The 14,600-nt window shown below is 58.1% G+C and carries 15 protein-coding genes; 2 read left to right on the top strand and 13 right to left on the bottom strand.

All coding sequences use genetic code 11. The annotated features are described in order from the left end of the window. Nucleotides 1–120: 120 nt before the first annotated feature. Nucleotides 121–444, top strand: a complete 324-nt coding sequence (fdxA, locus tag Q7W83_RS05935) for a ferredoxin FdxA (RefSeq protein WP_054047139.1) — start codon at nucleotides 121–123, stop codon at nucleotides 442–444. Nucleotides 445–1,004: 560 nt separating this feature from the next. On the opposite strand, the gene rpoS is transcribed toward fdxA, so the two are convergent. The 8 genes from rpoS to Q7W83_RS05895 all read right to left on the bottom strand — a co-directional run bounded on the left by rpoS (nucleotide 1,005) and on the right by Q7W83_RS05895 (nucleotide 8,127). Then, entirely contained in the window at nucleotides 1,005–2,012 is a 1,008-nt protein-coding gene (rpoS, locus tag Q7W83_RS05930) for an RNA polymerase sigma factor RpoS (protein WP_008154012.1), read from the bottom strand. Nucleotides 2,013–2,117: 105 nt separating this feature from the next. After that, complete coding sequence (locus Q7W83_RS05925) at nucleotides 2,118–2,975, bottom strand: peptidoglycan DD-metalloendopeptidase family protein (protein WP_150630792.1); 858 nt, start codon at nucleotides 2,973–2,975, stop codon at nucleotides 2,118–2,120. 202 nt (nucleotides 2,976–3,177) lie between these two features. Next, a complete protein-coding gene (locus Q7W83_RS05920; protein WP_174602683.1) occupies nucleotides 3,178–3,813 on the bottom strand; it encodes a protein-L-isoaspartate(D-aspartate) O-methyltransferase in 636 nt (211 codons plus the stop codon). A 38-nt stretch (nucleotides 3,814–3,851) separates the two neighbouring features. Continuing rightward, the gene (surE, locus tag Q7W83_RS05915) at nucleotides 3,852–4,601 is read right to left on the bottom strand and encodes a 5'/3'-nucleotidase SurE (protein ID WP_150630793.1); all 750 of its coding nucleotides are present in this window, start codon (nucleotides 4,599–4,601) and stop codon (nucleotides 3,852–3,854) included. Continuing rightward, entirely contained in the window at nucleotides 4,589–5,647 is a 1,059-nt protein-coding gene (gene truD, locus Q7W83_RS05910) for a tRNA pseudouridine(13) synthase TruD (protein WP_150653695.1), read from the bottom strand. The genes surE and truD overlap by 13 nt, the downstream gene beginning before the upstream one ends. Further along, the gene (gene ispF, locus Q7W83_RS05905; protein ID WP_008029005.1) at nucleotides 5,644–6,117 is read right to left on the bottom strand and encodes a 2-C-methyl-D-erythritol 2,4-cyclodiphosphate synthase; all 474 of its coding nucleotides are present in this window, start codon (nucleotides 6,115–6,117) and stop codon (nucleotides 5,644–5,646) included. The genes truD and ispF overlap by 4 nt, the downstream gene beginning before the upstream one ends. A gap of 43 nt (nucleotides 6,118–6,160) precedes the next feature. Further along, complete coding sequence (gene fghA / locus Q7W83_RS05900) at nucleotides 6,161–7,006, bottom strand: S-formylglutathione hydrolase (protein WP_473655781.1); 846 nt, start codon at nucleotides 7,004–7,006, stop codon at nucleotides 6,161–6,163. An 8-nt stretch (nucleotides 7,007–7,014) separates the two neighbouring features. After that, nucleotides 7,015–8,127 (bottom strand): S-(hydroxymethyl)glutathione dehydrogenase/class III alcohol dehydrogenase, encoded by a 1,113-nt coding sequence (locus Q7W83_RS05895; RefSeq protein WP_473655780.1) that lies wholly within the window; start codon nucleotides 8,125–8,127, stop codon nucleotides 7,015–7,017. Between the two features lie 107 nt (nucleotides 8,128–8,234). Here Q7W83_RS05895 and Q7W83_RS05890 point away from each other — a divergent pair, with 107 nt between their 5' ends. Next, on the top strand, nucleotides 8,235–9,131 hold the full coding sequence (locus Q7W83_RS05890) for a LysR family transcriptional regulator (protein ID WP_150630798.1): 897 nt from the start codon (nucleotides 8,235–8,237) through the stop codon (nucleotides 9,129–9,131). Between the two features lie 144 nt (nucleotides 9,132–9,275). Here the strand turns inward: Q7W83_RS05890 and ispD are convergent, their stop codons facing one another. The 5 genes from ispD to Q7W83_RS05865 all read right to left on the bottom strand — a co-directional run bounded on the left by ispD (nucleotide 9,276) and on the right by Q7W83_RS05865 (nucleotide 14,359). Then, nucleotides 9,276–9,983 carry a 2-C-methyl-D-erythritol 4-phosphate cytidylyltransferase gene (gene ispD, locus Q7W83_RS05885; protein ID WP_150638887.1) on the bottom strand — a complete coding sequence of 236 codons (708 nt, stop codon included), beginning with the start codon at nucleotides 9,981–9,983 and terminating at the stop codon, nucleotides 9,276–9,278. Next, on the bottom strand, nucleotides 9,980–10,258 hold the full coding sequence (ftsB, locus tag Q7W83_RS05880; RefSeq protein WP_008028992.1) for a cell division protein FtsB: 279 nt from the start codon (nucleotides 10,256–10,258) through the stop codon (nucleotides 9,980–9,982). The genes ispD and ftsB overlap by 4 nt, the downstream gene beginning before the upstream one ends. A gap of 172 nt (nucleotides 10,259–10,430) precedes the next feature. After that, nucleotides 10,431–11,720, bottom strand: a complete 1,290-nt coding sequence (gene eno, locus Q7W83_RS05875; RefSeq protein WP_150630800.1) for a phosphopyruvate hydratase — start codon at nucleotides 11,718–11,720, stop codon at nucleotides 10,431–10,433. Nucleotides 11,721–11,876: 156 nt separating this feature from the next. Then, nucleotides 11,877–12,722: a 3-deoxy-8-phosphooctulonate synthase gene (gene kdsA / locus Q7W83_RS05870; RefSeq protein WP_150630801.1), complete on the bottom strand. Its 846-nt coding sequence runs from the start codon at nucleotides 12,720–12,722 to the stop codon at nucleotides 11,877–11,879. Nucleotides 12,723–12,727: 5 nt separating this feature from the next. Further along, on the bottom strand, nucleotides 12,728–14,359 hold the full coding sequence (locus Q7W83_RS05865; protein ID WP_150630802.1) for a CTP synthase: 1,632 nt from the start codon (nucleotides 14,357–14,359) through the stop codon (nucleotides 12,728–12,730). Between the last annotated feature and the right edge of the window lie 241 nt (nucleotides 14,360–14,600).

Below are 14,600 nucleotides of genomic sequence, written 5' to 3'. Positions count from 1 at the left end.
GAATCTCGCGCGGTTTGGGATGCTGCAGGCTAATAGCCTGGTCTGCAGACTATCGCTCCCAAACCTGGCGACCCCAACGTGAAGGGGCTCCGCTGCCGCCGCCTGAGGAGAAAATTAGAAATGACCTTCGTCGTCACCGACAACTGCATCAAGTGCAAGTACACCGACTGCGTAGAAGTCTGTCCGGTGGACTGCTTTTACGAAGGCCCGAATTTCCTGGTGATTCACCCGGATGAGTGCATCGACTGCGCATTGTGCGAACCAGAATGCCCTGCCGTGGCCATCTTCTCCGAAGATGAAGTCCCGGAAGAGATGCAGGAATTCATTCAGCTGAACGTTGAGTTGGCCGAAATCTGGCCGAACATCACCGAGAAGAAAGAATCGATGCCCGATGCCGAAGAGTGGGATGGCGTCAAAGGCAAGATCAAAGACCTCGAACGCTGATTGACCCCGCGTTTCCGAAAAGGCCCCTTGCGGGCCTTTTTGCTTTTCTGCAGGCAAAAAAAAGGGGCGGTTTGACCCGCCCACATTTTTCCCTATTCCCTGTGTTCCTTTTCATCGTCCTGATGAATCGCGTCCTGCAATGTCCTTTCCCCTCATCCTTGAAGGGCGTGTCTGTCCGTCGACACAACCTGAATACTAGAGCGTTCCCGGGCAGGTGCAATTACCTTCCCAAGCCAAAACCGGCTGTCACATGTGTTTAATCTTTATAAATATCTATAAATATCAGTTAGATAAAAAAAATTCGGACGAACAATAGTCGTCTGCCAAGGTGTAAAAATAACGAACACTTACGAAAAAGTAAGCAAAGGCTTACAACGCGAAACTACAAACTTGAGATCCCCCCCTGTAGGAGTCAGCTTGCAGGTGATGCAAACACCGCGGTTAACCTGGCAAACCGCGTAATCGTTCATCGCCAGCATGCCGGCTCCTGCAGAGGGTTTCTGGATAACAAAAAACCCCGAACCAGTCGGGGCTTTTTGCTTGCTGCTCAAGCGATTTGCTTATTGAAACAGCGACTCACTCGACAGGCCATTCTTCTCCAGAATCTCCCGAAGACGCTTCAGGCCTTCAACCTGAATCTGTCTGACACGTTCCCGGGTCAAGCCAATTTCCAGGCCTACATCTTCCAGCGTGCTGCTCTCGTGCCCGCGCAAGCCAAAGCGGCGTATGACCACTTCGCGCTGCTTGTCGGTCAATTCCGAAAGCCATTGATCAATGCTCTGAGACAGATCGTCATCCTGCAGCAGTTCGCACGGATCGGTCGGACGGTCGTCGGTAAGGGTGTCCAGCAGGGTTTTATCCGAATCCGGACCCAGCGAGACGTCGACCGAAGAAACCCGCTCGTTCAGGCCGAGCATGCGCTTGACCTCTCCCACCGGTTTTTCCAGCAGGTTGGCGATCTCTTCGGGTGAGGGTTCATGATCGAGTTTTTGCGTTAGCTCCCGTGCAGCCCGCAGGTACACGTTAAGCTCTTTGACCACATGGATCGGCAACCGGATGGTCCGGGTCTGATTCATGATTGCGCGCTCGATGGTCTGACGAATCCACCAGGTTGCATAGGTCGAGAAGCGGAAGCCACGTTCGGGGTCGAACTTTTCTACCGCCCGAATCAGTCCGAGGTTGCCCTCTTCGATCAGGTCCAGCAACGACAAGCCGCGATTGACGTAGCGCCGGGCGATTTTCACCACCAGCCGCAGGTTGCTTTCAATCATGCGTTTGCGCCCGGCCGGATCGCCACTTTGCGACAAGCGTGCAAAGTGAACTTCTTCTTCGGGGGACAGCAGAGGGGAAAAGCCGATTTCATTGAGGTATAGCTGCGTGGCATCGAGCGCACGCGTGTAATCGATGTACTTGTGTTGCTTTAACGAGGCGGAGTGTTTGGATTTGGCACGAACGGAAGGTGGAGCAGCCCCTTCATCATTCGACATCGAATCCGTACCGATGCCGGTCTCCATCAGGAGAACCTCATCGTCGATGTCAAACTCCGGCACTTCTTTACTGAGAGCCATTGTTATAGTCCTTTGGTGAGTTCGACCTCAAGCTCGAGCGGCGCCTTTATCCTTGGCAACGCTGGAGCCTGTTCCCTCTACGCGACGGAACAGGCTGACAACAAATCAACGACGTGGCAGGAATTGCAGCGGATCTACAGGCTTACCTTGTCGGCGAATCTCAAAATGCAGTTTCACCCGGTCTGTACCCGTTGACCCCATTTCGGCAATTGTCTGTCCGACCTTGACCTGCTGCCCCTCCCGAACCAACAGCCTGCGGTTGTGACCGTAGGCACTGACGTAGGTATCGCTGTGTTTGATGATGACTAATTCGCCGTAGCCCCTTAAGCCACTCCCGGCGTATACCACCGTCCCATCAGACGCAGCTAAAACAGGCTGTCCCAAATCCCCGGCGATATCAATTCCTTTATTCAAACTACCGTTTGAAGAGAATTTTCCAATGAGAATGCCATTAGAAGGCCATCCCCAGCCGGTCGGGGCCGGGCCTGCGGGAGGCATTGGAGCGGGTGCTGGCTTGTTGGCGACGGACGGTGCAACCACCGTTGTCGTCGTAGTTGCGCCATTTGGCTGGCGCCGGATTACCGTGGTTTTACTCGACGATGAAGGCGTTGAATCGGCCGGGCTGACCACCGCCGTCGACGTTGAACCGGTGCGACCGTCAAAGCGAATCGTCTGACCCGGATGTATCGTGTAAGGCGTAGGAATGTTGTTGCGTGCGGCGAGGGCTTTGTAGTCCCAACCGTAGCGAAAGGCGATGGAAAACAGGGTGTCTTTAGGTCGAACCACATACTGGCCAGTGGTTACTGCCGGACGCTGGGCCACGGCATTGTTGCGATCGACGACGCGTACGTCGCTCGATTTGTTGCTGGAACAACCGACCAGCAAGGTACTCAAGACAAGGCCAGTCACCAGGCGCTGAAAGCTCGTTATACCCATTCGCTGCGCAATGACTGTGAGACTCACCCGCCGCTCCCTTTGTGGTGGCTGAAATGTTGAATTGCCGTGCTCCCGGCATGAAGTGTCGCAAGTATAACGGTCTGTGCAGGCTTTACCTTTAATGAGGTGAAGCACACGTTTGCTACCTGATGATGAATCCCGTTTAACCGATCGACGCCGCTGTAAGACAGGGGCAATCGAAAGGAATTCACCGCGCCCAGACAAATGCTCAGGCCAAGGGGCCGTTGAGCAATGGAACGAAACGTACTGCCCCCAGAACACGCCTGGAAAACCCGTGCTCTTCGCGGATGATCAACATCAATTGTTGCACCTCACCCGAGCCGACCGGTATGACCAGTCGCCCTCCGGGTGCCAACTGATCAAGCAAGGCCTGAGGCACATCGGTCGCCACCGCCGTCACGATAATGCCGTTGTACGGCGCCAGCGCAGGCCAGCCTTCCCAGCCATCGCCCCAGCGGAAGACCACATTGCGCAAGTTCAGATCAACCAGGCGTTCCTTGGCCCGGTCCTGCAGAACCTTGATGCGCTCGACCGAAAACACTCGTTCCACCAACTGCGACAGGATCGCGGTCTGATAGCCCGAACCCGTGCCGATTTCCATGACCTTGTCCAGCGGACCCGCTTCCAGCAACAGCTCGCTCATGCGAGCGACCATGTAAGGCTGGGAGATCGTCTGGTTGTTGCCAATCGGCAACGCCGTGTCTTCGTAGGCACGGTGCGCCAGCGCCTCGTCGACGAACAGGTGACGCGGCGTACGGCGGATCACTTCCAGCACCTTGGCGTTGGAAATGCCCTCCTCATACAGCCGCTGAATCAGACGCTCGCGGGTGCGTTGGGAGGTCATCCCGATACCGCGATGCATCGGGTCTTGTTCACGAGCCATCAGCGCAATCCCTCCAGCCAGCCATCGAGGCTTCGGAAGGCATCATTGAAGGTGCGATCCAGTTGCAGTGGCGTGATGGAGACATAGCCTTGCATCACCGCATGGAAATCGGTGCCCGGGCCGCCGTCTTCGGCGTCCCCGGCGGCAGCGATCCAGTAACCGGACTTGCCACGCGGGTCGACCACTTTCATCGGTGCCGCCGCGCGAGCGCGATGACCGAGGCGAGTCAGCTGGATTCCGCGGATGTGGTCCAGCGGCAAATTGGGAATGTTCACGTTCAGTACCGTGCGCGGGGGCAGGTCAAGATCGGCGTGGGCTTCCACCAGTTTGCGCGCATAGTAAGCGGCTGTGGGAAGGTTCTCGATTTGCCGTGAGACGAACGAAAAGGCGAACGAAGGAAGCGCCAGAAAACGCCCTTCGAGGGCTGCTGCCACGGTGCCGGAATACAACACATCGTCCCCCAGGTTAGCGCCTAGGTTGATGCCGGAAACCACCATGTCAGGTTCGCGTTCCAGCAAGCCGTTGAGGCCCAGGTGCACGCAATCGGTCGGTGTGCCATTGAGGCTGATAAAACCGTTGGCCAAGGTCTGCGGGTGCAACGGACGGTCGAGCGTCAGCGAGCTGCTGGCGCCGCTTTTGTCCTGGTCCGGGGCGATAACCACGCATTCGGTGTAATCCGCCAGCGCAGCATAAAGCGCGGCGAGACCGGGTGCGGCTACCCCATCGTCGTTAGAAATCAGAATACGCATGGGCTGTCCGTCTGCCCCACCGGCACCAGATCAACGAGCTCGCGCACCAATACAGTGGCAAAGCATCCGGCCGGCAGGACGAATTCCAGTTGCAGAATGTCAGGCTCGGGATAATGCCACGTCAACCCACCAATGGGCAGTCGCAGGATGCGACGTTCGTGGCTCATTCCGGCATTAATCAACCAATCGCGAAGGTCTGCTTCGCGGGCGGCGATTGCCTGCTCCAGTTCATGGACAGCGCCCGTCGCCGGCGAGTCACCTTCGCCCCACTGCGGGCCGGTCGGGTGCAGGTCGAGAATCGCCAGACGCGGGTCGCTGCACTCGGCCTCACCGGCCGGAAAGAAGCTTCGGCTGTCGGTGAACGCCAGCAGATCGCCAACCTGAGCTTGCTGCCAGGTGCCATCAGCGACACGCGCCGCCAGCACCTGGTTGAACAGAAAACTGCGGGCGGTGGAAAGCAGACGCGACCGCACGTTGCGCTGCTCCGGCAAGGCCTTGCGCGCGGCCCAGCCGCGGGCATCGACCACGTTGCCACCGTCAAAGCCGAAACGCTGGGTGCCGAAATAATTCGGGATACCTTGCTTGGCGATCAACTGCAGACGCTCTTCGATTGCGGCCTTGTCACCGGCGAACTGAGTCAGGCGCAAGGTGAAACCGTTGGCCGAGTGGGCGCCGCGTTGAAGCTTGCGTTTGTGTCGACCGGTCTTGAGGATTTTCAGCGTATCGTTTTCCGCCGCCGACAAATCAGGGTCGGCCTTGCCCGGCAGTTGCACACTGAACCACTGGCGCGTCAGCGCCTGACGGTCCTTGAGGCCGGCATAACTGACGGTGCGCAATGGCACGCCCGCGGCCTTGGCAATTCGCCGCGCCGCTTCTTCGGTATTCAGTCCGCGCTTTTCCACCCAGATCCACAGGTGCTCGCCATCGCCGCTGAGTGGGATATTGAGCACTTCATCGACCTGAAAATCTTCCGCCGTGGCTTTCAGTACAGCGGTGCCGAGGGCTTCACCATAGGCCCGCGGGCCAAGCAATTGCAGTTCGTTCATGCGCGCAGCAACAAGGCAACGGAATGCACGGCGATACCTTCTTCGCGACCGACAAAGCCAAGCTTTTCGGTGGTGGTAGCTTTCACGTTCACTTGATCCAACTCAACTTGAAGATCCGCGGCAATCAGCGCGCGCATCGATTCGATATGCGGGGCCATTTTCGGCGCCTGGGCGACGATGGTGTTATCGACGTTGCCGACTTTCCAGCCTTTGGCGTGGACGAGTGCGACGACGTGACGCAACAGCACACGGCTGTCGGCGCCCTTGAAGGTCGGGTCGGTGTCTGGGAAATGTTTGCCGATATCACCCAGCGCGGCGGCGCCGAGCAAGGCATCGCTCAAGGCGTGCAGCAGGACGTCACCGTCGGAATGAGCGAGCAGCCCGAAGCCGTGTGCAATGCGCACGCCGCCCAGAGTAATGAAATCGCCTTCAGCGAAACGGTGCACATCATAGCCGTGGCCAATACGCATAAAAAAACGCCCCGAATTTTATCAGGGCGTGATTCTACCTGCATTAGGCGCCCAGAGCGCGCCCGTGATGCTGCAAGTGATCGTCGATGAAACTGGCGATGAAGAAATAGCTGTGATCGTAGCCGGGCTGCAGGCGCAACGTCAGCGGATGACCGGCCAGTTTGGCCGCCTGTTGCAAGGCTTCCGGCTTGAGTTGGGTGGCCAGGAAATCATCGCGATCACCTTGATCGACCAGTAACGGCAACTGTTCACTGGCCTCGGCGATCAGGGCGCAAGCGTCCCATTCGCGCCATTTCGACCGGTCTTCACCCAGGTAGCGAGAGAAGGCTTTCTGACCCCATGGGCAATCCATCGGATTGTTGATCGGCGAGAACGCCGACACCGATTGATATCGCCCCGGATTGCGCAACGCACACACCAGCGCACCGTGACCGCCCATGGAATGACCGCTGATGCCGCGTTTGTCCGATGCCGGGAAATGGGCTTCGACCAATGCCGGTAATTCCTGCACGACATAGTCATGCATCCGATAGTGCCGCGACCACGGTTCCTGCGTGGCATTCAGATAAAACCCGGCGCCGAGACCGAAGTCCCAGGCGCCATCCGGATCACCCGGCACATCGGGACCACGCGGGCTGGTGTCCGGTGCAACGATGATCAGCCCGAGTTCCGCGGCCATGCGCATGGCGCCAGCCTTTTGCATGAAGTTCTCGTCGGTACAGGTCAGGCCGGACAACCAGTACAGCACCGGCAGCTTGCCGCCCTGCTCCGCTTGCGGCGGCAGGTACACGGCAAACACCATGTCGCAGCCCAGCACGTCAGAGCGGTGCCGGTAGCGTTTGTGCCAGCCGCCGAAGCTTTTCTGGCAGGAGATATTTTCCAGGCTCATGATCGACCTCAGAAATGGATAACGCTGCGGATGCTTTTGCCTTCGTGCATCAGGTCAAACGCCTTGTTGATATCTTCCAGACCCATGGTGTGAGTGATGAAAGTATCCAGCGGGATCTCACCGGTCTCGGCCATTTCGACATAGCTCGGCACCGCGGTACGACCACGAACGCCACCGAACGCCGAACCGCGCCAGACGCGACCGGTGACCAGCTGGAACGGACGGGTGGAAATCTCCTGACCGGCACCGGCCACGCCAATGATCACCGATTCGCCCCAGCCCTTGTGGCAGCACTCCAGAGCGGCACGCATCAGTTGAACATTGCCGATGCACTCGAAGGAAAAGTCGACGCCGCCATCGGTCATGTCGACGATGACTTCCTGGATTGGACGGTCGAAATCTTTCGGGTTCACGCAATCAGTTGCGCCCAACTGCTTGGCAATCTCGAATTTGGCCGGGTTGATGTCGATGGCGATGATCCGTGCAGCCTTGGCTTTTACAGCACCGATGACCGCCGACAGACCGATACCCCCAAGACCAAAAATCGCCACGGTGTCGCCCGGTTTTACCTTGGCGGTATTGAGCACCGCACCGATGCCGGTGGTGACGCCGCAGCCCAGCAGGCAGACTTTTTCCAGTGGTGCTTCTTTAGGAATCTTGGCCACGGAGATTTCCGGCAACACGGTGTACTCGGAGAACGTCGAGGTACCCATGTAATGGAAAATTGGCTGACCCTTGTAGGAAAAACGCGTAGTGCCATCTGGCATCAGGCCTTTGCCCTGGGTCGCACGAATCGCCTGACACAGGTTGGTCTTGCCCGACAGACAGAATTTGCACTGACGGCATTCCGGGGTGTACAGCGGGATGACGTGATCGCCGACCGCCACGGAGGTCACGCCCTCACCGATGGCTTCAACCACCGCGCCGCCTTCGTGGCCGAGGATCGAGGGGAAGATACCTTCCGGATCAGCGCCCGACAGTGTGTATGCATCGGTATGGCAGACACCGGAGGCAACCACACGCAGCAAAACTTCACCGGCCTTCGGCATGGCGACATCGACTTCAACGATCTCGAGGGGTTTCTTGGCCTCGAAGGCAACGGCGGCGCGCGACTTGATCATGTGGATTCTCCAGTGAATAAAAACGAGACAGCAAGTGTAATACACCGCTTAACGATGAATAATCAGGACAAAAGCAAAACATTATTGCCATACAGGGATAATCATCGATGTCCGAGAACCGCTGGGAAGGTATCGACGAATTCGTCGCCGTGGCCGAGTGCAGCCAATTTACGGCGGCGGCGGAACGTCTCGGGGTTTCTTCCTCCCACATCAGTCGCCAAATAGTACGCCTGGAAGAGCGCCTTCAGACGCGGCTGCTTTATCGCAGCACCCGTCGAGTTACGCTGACCGAAGCCGGGCAAACATTTTTGCAGCATTGCCAGCGGTTGCAGGACGGTCGTGAAGAAGCGCTCAGAGCAGTCGGCGACCTGACCAGCGAGCCCAAAGGCATGTTGCGCATGACCTGCGCGGTGGCCTACGGCGAACGCTTCATCGTGCCGCTGGTGACGCGCTTCATGGGGCTCTATCCGCAACTTCGAATCGATATCGAGCTGAGCAACCGTCAACTTGACCTGGTGCATGAAGGTCTGGACCTGGCGATCCGCCTCGGCCGCCTTCAGGACTCGCGACTGGTGGCAACGCGACTGGCACCGCGACGCATGTATCTGTGCGCATCGCCGTCCTACCTCGAACGGTATGGTCGCCCACACAGCTTGTCGGAACTGAGCCGCCACAACTGCCTCATCGGCAGCTCGGATCTCTGGCAACTTGAACAGAACGGGCGGGAATTTTCCCAGCGAGTGCAGGGAAACTGGCGGTGCAACAGTGGGCAAGCGGTGCTGGATGCGGCGTTACAAGGCGTCGGGCTGTGCCAGCTGCCGGATTACTACGTGCTGGAATACCTGAAAAGCGGCGAACTGATTTCGCTGCTGGATGCTCACCAACCGCCGAATACGGCCGTGTGGGCGCTTTATCCACAACAACGACACCTGTCGCCGAAGGTGCGCAAGTTGGTGGATTATCTGAAGGAAGGTTTGGCCGAACGGCCGGAGTACCGGACTTGAGTTTTGCGTCGACTGCGAAGCCACCATCGCTAGCAGGCGAGCTCCCACAGGGAATCTTTAGCGGATGCAGAATTTTTGTTCAACGCAGATCAAGGGTGGGAGCCAGCCTGCTGGCGATGGCGATGCGGCAGACCACCACATCACTCAGCGGCGGTTAGCCCAACGCTGGCGCAACCATTCGAGGTCTTCGGGCCGAGTGACTTTCAGGTTGTCCGCGCGCCCCTCAATCAGGCGTGGCGCCAGCCCTGCCCACTCCATGGCCGAAGCCTCATCGGTGATGACCGCGTCAGCCACCAGGCTATCGGCCAAGGCCCGATGCAGCGCACCAAGGCGAAACATCTGCGGCGTATAGGCCTGCCAGATCACACTGCGATCCACGGTTTCGATCACGCGACCGTGCTTGTCGACTCGTTTAAGCGTATCGCGAGCAGGAACTGCCAGCAGCCCGCCGACAGGATCATCCGCCAACTCGCCCAGCAACTTGTCCAGATCCTCTCGGCTCAGATTCGGCCGTGCAGCATCGTGGACCAACACCCAATCCTCATCGTCCGCACCCAACGCATGCAAATGCAACAAAGCATTGAGCACCGACCCGGAACGCTCGACGCCGCCGTCAACGCGTTGAATACGCGAATCGCCAGCGCACGCCAGATTCGGCCAGTAAGGATCATCAACAGCAAGACTGACCACCAAGCCCTTCAGGCCAGGATGATCAAGGAAACAGCCAAGGCTGTGTTCGAGAATAGTGCGCCCGCCCAGTTGCAAGTATTGCTTGGGACGGTCCGCGGCCATACGGGCACCGACGCCCGCGGCAGGAATCACGGCCCAGAAGGCCGGTAACGGGGAATTCATTGAGCCAACTGGTAAAGGGTTTCACCGTCCTTGACCATGCCCAATTCATGGCGAGCCCGCTCTTCAACGGTCTCCATGCCCTTTTTCAACTCACTGACTTCAGCGTCCATCACCCGATTGCGCTCAAGCAGTCCTTCGTTCTCAGCGTGTTGATCCGCGATCTGCTGAGTCAGCTCGGCCACTTGCGCCAGACTGCCATTACCCACCCACAGGCGGTATTGCAGGCCAGCCAGCAACAAGAGCAAGACGAGGAACAACCAATTGGGACTGCGCATCGAATATCAGGTATCCAGTGAAAAAAGACAGCCATGCCAAAACTTTGAAGCTTTTGATAGCACGAAGCCTGGAATATCCAGGCTTGTGCTCTTAAGGCATCAGATTAGTGGCAAAAACGCCGCTGTAGCGATTTTTCCGACACAATCCGGTGTCTTTTTTACCTTGTAGCAATCAGCCGCGGAATTCGCTGCGACCGTTGTACTTGGCTTTGCCATTCAACTGCTCTTCGATACGCAGCAGTTGGTTGTACTTGGAAACGCGATCGGAACGGCACAGGGAGCCGGTCTTGATCTGGCCAGCCGAGGTGCCCACAGCCAGGTCGGCAATGGTCGAATCTTCGGTTTCGCCGGAGCGGTGCGAGATCACGGCGGTGTAACCAGCAGCCTTGGCCATCTGGATGGCTTCCAGGGTTTCGGTCAGGGTGCCGATCTGGTTGAACTTGATCAGGATCGAGTTGGCGATCTTTTTATCGATGCCTTCTTTCAGGATCTTGGTGTTGGTCACGAACAGGTCGTCGCCTACCAGCTGGACCTTCTCGCCGATCTTGTCGGTGAGGATTTTCCAGCCAGCCCAGTCGGACTCGTCCAGGCCATCTTCGATGGAGATGATCGGGTAACGCTCGGTCAGGCCTTTCAGGTAATCGGCGAAACCTTCAGCGGTGAACACCTGGCCTTCGCCGGACAGGTTGTACTTGCCGTCTTCGTAGAATTCGCTCGCCGCGCAGTCCAGTGCCAGGGTCACGTCGGTGCCCAGCTTGTAACCGGCGTTGGCTACGGCCTCGGAGATCACTTTCAAAGCGTCTTCGTTGGACGCCAGGTTCGGCGCGAAACCACCTTCGTCACCGACTGCAGTGCTCAGGCCGCGGGCCTTCAGGACAGCTTTGAGATGATGGAAAATCTCGGTGCCCATGCGCAGACCTTCCGAGAAAGACTTGGCACCAACTGGCTGAACCATGAATTCCTGGATGTCGACGTTGTTATCGGCGTGCTCGCCACCGTTGATGATGTTCATCATCGGAACCGGCATCGAGTAGACACCCGGAGTGCCGTTCAGGTTGGCGATGTGTGCGTACAGCGGCAGGTCCTGGTCCTGTGCTGCTGCCTTGGCCGCAGCCAGGGAAACGGCGAGGATCGCGTTGGCGCCCAGGGAACCTTTGTTTTCAGTACCGTCGAGCTTGATCATTGCGAGATCGAGGGCTTTCTGGTCGCTTGGGTCTGTACCTTTCAACAGGTCGCGGATCGGACCGTTGATGTTGGCGACGGCTTTCAGAACGCCCTTGCCCAGGTAACGGCTCTTGTCGCCATCACGCAGCTCGAGCGCTTCACGCGAGCCAGTGGAAGCACCGGACGGCGCGCAAGCGCTGCCGATGATGCCGTTATCGAGAAGCACGTCCGCTTCCACGGTGGGGTTGCCACGGGAGTCGAGAACTTCACGACCTTTGATGTCGACGATTTTTGCCATTGTTGTAAACACTCCAAAGTTGACGAAAACGACGCAGCTGAAGGAAATCTTTTATCGCCGGCAAGTGATGTGCAACGGGCAGACTTGCGGACGACAAGGCTCAGGCCCGAGGGCCTGAGCAACAAATCGTGCGGTACTTTACCGGAGAAATGAGGATTACGCGGTTTCTACCGTCGGAAAACTCTTCACCAGTTCGTCCAACGCTTTGAGCTGGGCCAGGAATGGCTCCAGTTTGTCCAGACGCAAGGCGCAAGGGCCGTCGCATTTGGCGTTGTCCGGGTCCGGGTGCGCTTCGAGGAACAGACCGGCCAGTGACTGGCTGATCCCGGCTTTCGCCAGATCGAGGACCTGGGCGCGGCGACCGCCGGCGGAATCGGAGCGACCGCCGGGCATTTGCAGCGCGTGGGTCACGTCGAAGAACACCGGGTATTCGAACTGCTTCATGATGCCGAAGCCGAGCATGTCGACGACCAGGTTGTTGTAGCCGAAGCTCGAACCGCGTTCGCAGAGGATCAACTGATCGTTACCCGCTTCCACGCACTTGTTCAGGATGTGTTTCATTTCCTGAGGCGCGAGGAACTGGGCTTTCTTGATGTTGATCACCGCACCGGTCTTGGCCATCGCGACCACAAGGTCGGTCTGGCGCGACAGGAAGGCCGGCAGCTGGATGATGTCGCAGACTTCAGCGACGACCGCGGCCTGATCAGGCTCGTGGACATCGGTGATGATCGGCACGCCGAAGGCTTGCTTGATGTCCTGAAAAATCCGCATGCCCTCTTCCAGGCCGGGGCCACGGTAAGAGGTCACGGAGGAACGGTTGGCCTTGTCGAAACTGGCCTTGAACACGTAAGGGATACCGAGTTTCTCGGTGACCTTCACGTATTCTTCGCAGACCTGCATCGCCATGTCGCGGCTTTCCAGCACGTTCATGCCACCGAACAGCACCATTGGCTTGTCGTTGGCAATCTCGATATCGCCTACGCGGATGATCTTCTGCGCCATAAGGTTCAAGCCTTCTTCTGGTGTTGAGCCAAAGCTGCTTTGACGAAACCGCTGAACAACGGGTGACCGTCGCGGGGTGTCGAGGTGAACTCAGGGTGGAACTGGCAAGCGACGAACCATGGATGATCCGGGGCTTCGACCACTTCAACCAGTGCGCCATCACCGGAACGACCGGAGATTTTCAGGCCGGCTTCCATGATTTGCGGCAGCAGGTTGTTGTTCACTTCGTAGCGGTGACGGTGACGCTCGACGATCACGTCCTTGGCATAGCAATCGTGTACCAGGGAACCCGGTTCCAGCAGGCAATCCTGTGCGCCAAGACGCATGGTGCCACCCAGATCGGATGCTTCAGTACGGGTTTCGACCGCGCCGGTGGCATCTTCCCACTCGGTGATCAGACCCACGACCGGGTGACCGCTGGTGCGATCGAACTCGGTGGAGTTGGCGTCTTTCCAGCCCATGACGTTACGAGCGAACTCGATCACAGCCACTTGCATGCCCAGGCAGATGCCGAGGTACGGAACCTTGTTTTCGCGAGCGTATTGAACGGCGGTGATCTTGCCTTCCACGCCACGCAGACCGAAACCGCCTGGAACGAGGATTGCGTCGACGCCTTCCAGCAGCGCGGTGCCCTGGTTTTCGATGTCTTCGGAATCGATGTAGCGCAGGTTGACCTTGGTGCGGTTGCTGATGCCGGCGTGACTCATCGCTTCGATCAGCGACTTGTAGGCGTCCAGCAGTTCCATGTACTTGCCGACCATGGCGATGGTGACTTCATGCTCAGGATTGAGCTTGGCGTCGACCACGGCTTCCCACTCGGACAGATCGGCGCCGCCGCATTGCAGGCCGAAACGCTCGACGACAAAATCGTCCAGGCCCTGGGAGTGCAGGATGCCCGGGATCTTGTAGATGGTATCGGCGTCTTCCAGCGCGATCACCGCACGTTCTTCAACGTTGGTGAACTGCGCGATCTTGCGACGCGAGGAAATATCGATCGGGTGATCGGAGCGGCACACCAGCACGTCAGGTTGCAGGCCGATGGAACGCAGTTCCTTGACCGAGTGCTGGGTTGGCTTGGTTTTGGTTTCGCCGGCAGTGGCGATGTACGGCACCAGCGTCAGGTGCATCAGCATCGCGCGCTTGGCGCCGACTTCGAAACGCAATTGACGGATCGCTTCGAGGAACGGTTGGGACTCGATGTCACCCACGGTGCCACCGATCTCGACCATCGCCACGTCAGCGTCGCCGGCGCCCTTGATGATCCGGCGCTTGATTTCGTCGGTGATGTGCGGGATCACCTGAATGGTCGCGCCCAGGTAATCACCACGGCGCTCTTTGCGCAGGACGTGTTCGTAGACACGGCCGGTGGTGAAGTTGTTGTTCTGGGTCATGGTCGTGCGGATGAACCGCTCGTAGTGACCCAGGTCCAGGTCGGTCTCGGCGCCGTCGTGGGTGACGAACACTTCACCGTGCTGGAACGGGCTCATGGTGCCCGGATCGACGTTGATGTACGGATCCAGCTTCAGCATGGTGACCTTAAGTCCCCGCGCCTCCAGGATGGCCGCCAATGAAGCCGATGCAATGCCTTTCCCCAATGAAGAAACAACACCGCCCGTGACGAATATGTAGCGCGTCATGAAAAACCCTAGAAGTCTGCGTTAAAGCGGTCCGAGCCGCCGGGGAAAGCGAAGGAAGGCCGAAGCCCCCGATCACCTGCATTAATCACAGTGCACCTTTCAAAAAAACCGCCGCGTTGGGACAGACCGGTAGATGAAACACCGGTAGGTTGCTCGCTACACATTTTTTGGAATCGCCCAGCAAAGACTGCTTGGTAATCGGCAACTCCTGCGATTCAGGCGAATCCACAGAAGTTGTATC

Source organism: Pseudomonas sp. 300 (assembly GCF_055803035.1).
The sequence above is the reverse complement of the archived record's forward strand: the minus strand, read 5'-3'. Positions and strand labels throughout refer to the sequence as shown.

What these genes read in the sequence shown, in the direction of transcription:
- fdxA (WP_054047139.1), top strand. Translation starts at nt 121, where the DNA reads ATGACCTTCGTCGTCACCGACAACTGCATCAAGTGCAAGTACACCGAC.
- rpoS (WP_008154012.1), bottom strand. Translation starts at nt 2,012, where the DNA reads ATGGCTCTCAGTAAAGAAGTGCCGGAGTTTGACATCGACGATGAGGTT.
- Q7W83_RS05920 (WP_174602683.1), bottom strand. Translation starts at nt 3,813, where the DNA reads ATGACCTCCCAACGCACCCGCGAGCGTCTGATTCAGCGGCTGTATGAG.
- surE (WP_150630793.1), bottom strand. Translation starts at nt 4,601, where the DNA reads ATGCGTATTCTGATTTCTAACGACGATGGGGTAGCCGCACCCGGTCTC.
- truD (WP_150653695.1), bottom strand. Translation starts at nt 5,647, where the DNA reads ATGAACGAACTGCAATTGCTTGGCCCGCGGGCCTATGGTGAAGCCCTC.
- ispF (WP_008029005.1), bottom strand. Translation starts at nt 6,117, where the DNA reads ATGCGTATTGGCCACGGCTATGATGTGCACCGTTTCGCTGAAGGCGAT.
- fghA (WP_473655781.1), bottom strand. Translation starts at nt 7,006, where the DNA reads ATGAGCCTGGAAAATATCTCCTGCCAGAAAAGCTTCGGCGGCTGGCAC.
- Q7W83_RS05895 (WP_473655780.1), bottom strand. Translation starts at nt 8,127, where the DNA reads ATGATCAAGTCGCGCGCCGCCGTTGCCTTCGAGGCCAAGAAACCCCTC.
- Q7W83_RS05890 (WP_150630798.1), top strand. Translation starts at nt 8,235, where the DNA reads ATGTCCGAGAACCGCTGGGAAGGTATCGACGAATTCGTCGCCGTGGCC.
- ispD (WP_150638887.1), bottom strand. Translation starts at nt 9,983, where the DNA reads ATGAATTCCCCGTTACCGGCCTTCTGGGCCGTGATTCCTGCCGCGGGC.
- ftsB (WP_008028992.1), bottom strand. Translation starts at nt 10,258, where the DNA reads ATGCGCAGTCCCAATTGGTTGTTCCTCGTCTTGCTCTTGTTGCTGGCT.
- eno (WP_150630800.1), bottom strand. Translation starts at nt 11,720, where the DNA reads ATGGCAAAAATCGTCGACATCAAAGGTCGTGAAGTTCTCGACTCCCGT.
- kdsA (WP_150630801.1), bottom strand. Translation starts at nt 12,722, where the DNA reads ATGGCGCAGAAGATCATCCGCGTAGGCGATATCGAGATTGCCAACGAC.
- Q7W83_RS05865 (WP_150630802.1), bottom strand. Translation starts at nt 14,359, where the DNA reads ATGACGCGCTACATATTCGTCACGGGCGGTGTTGTTTCTTCATTGGGG.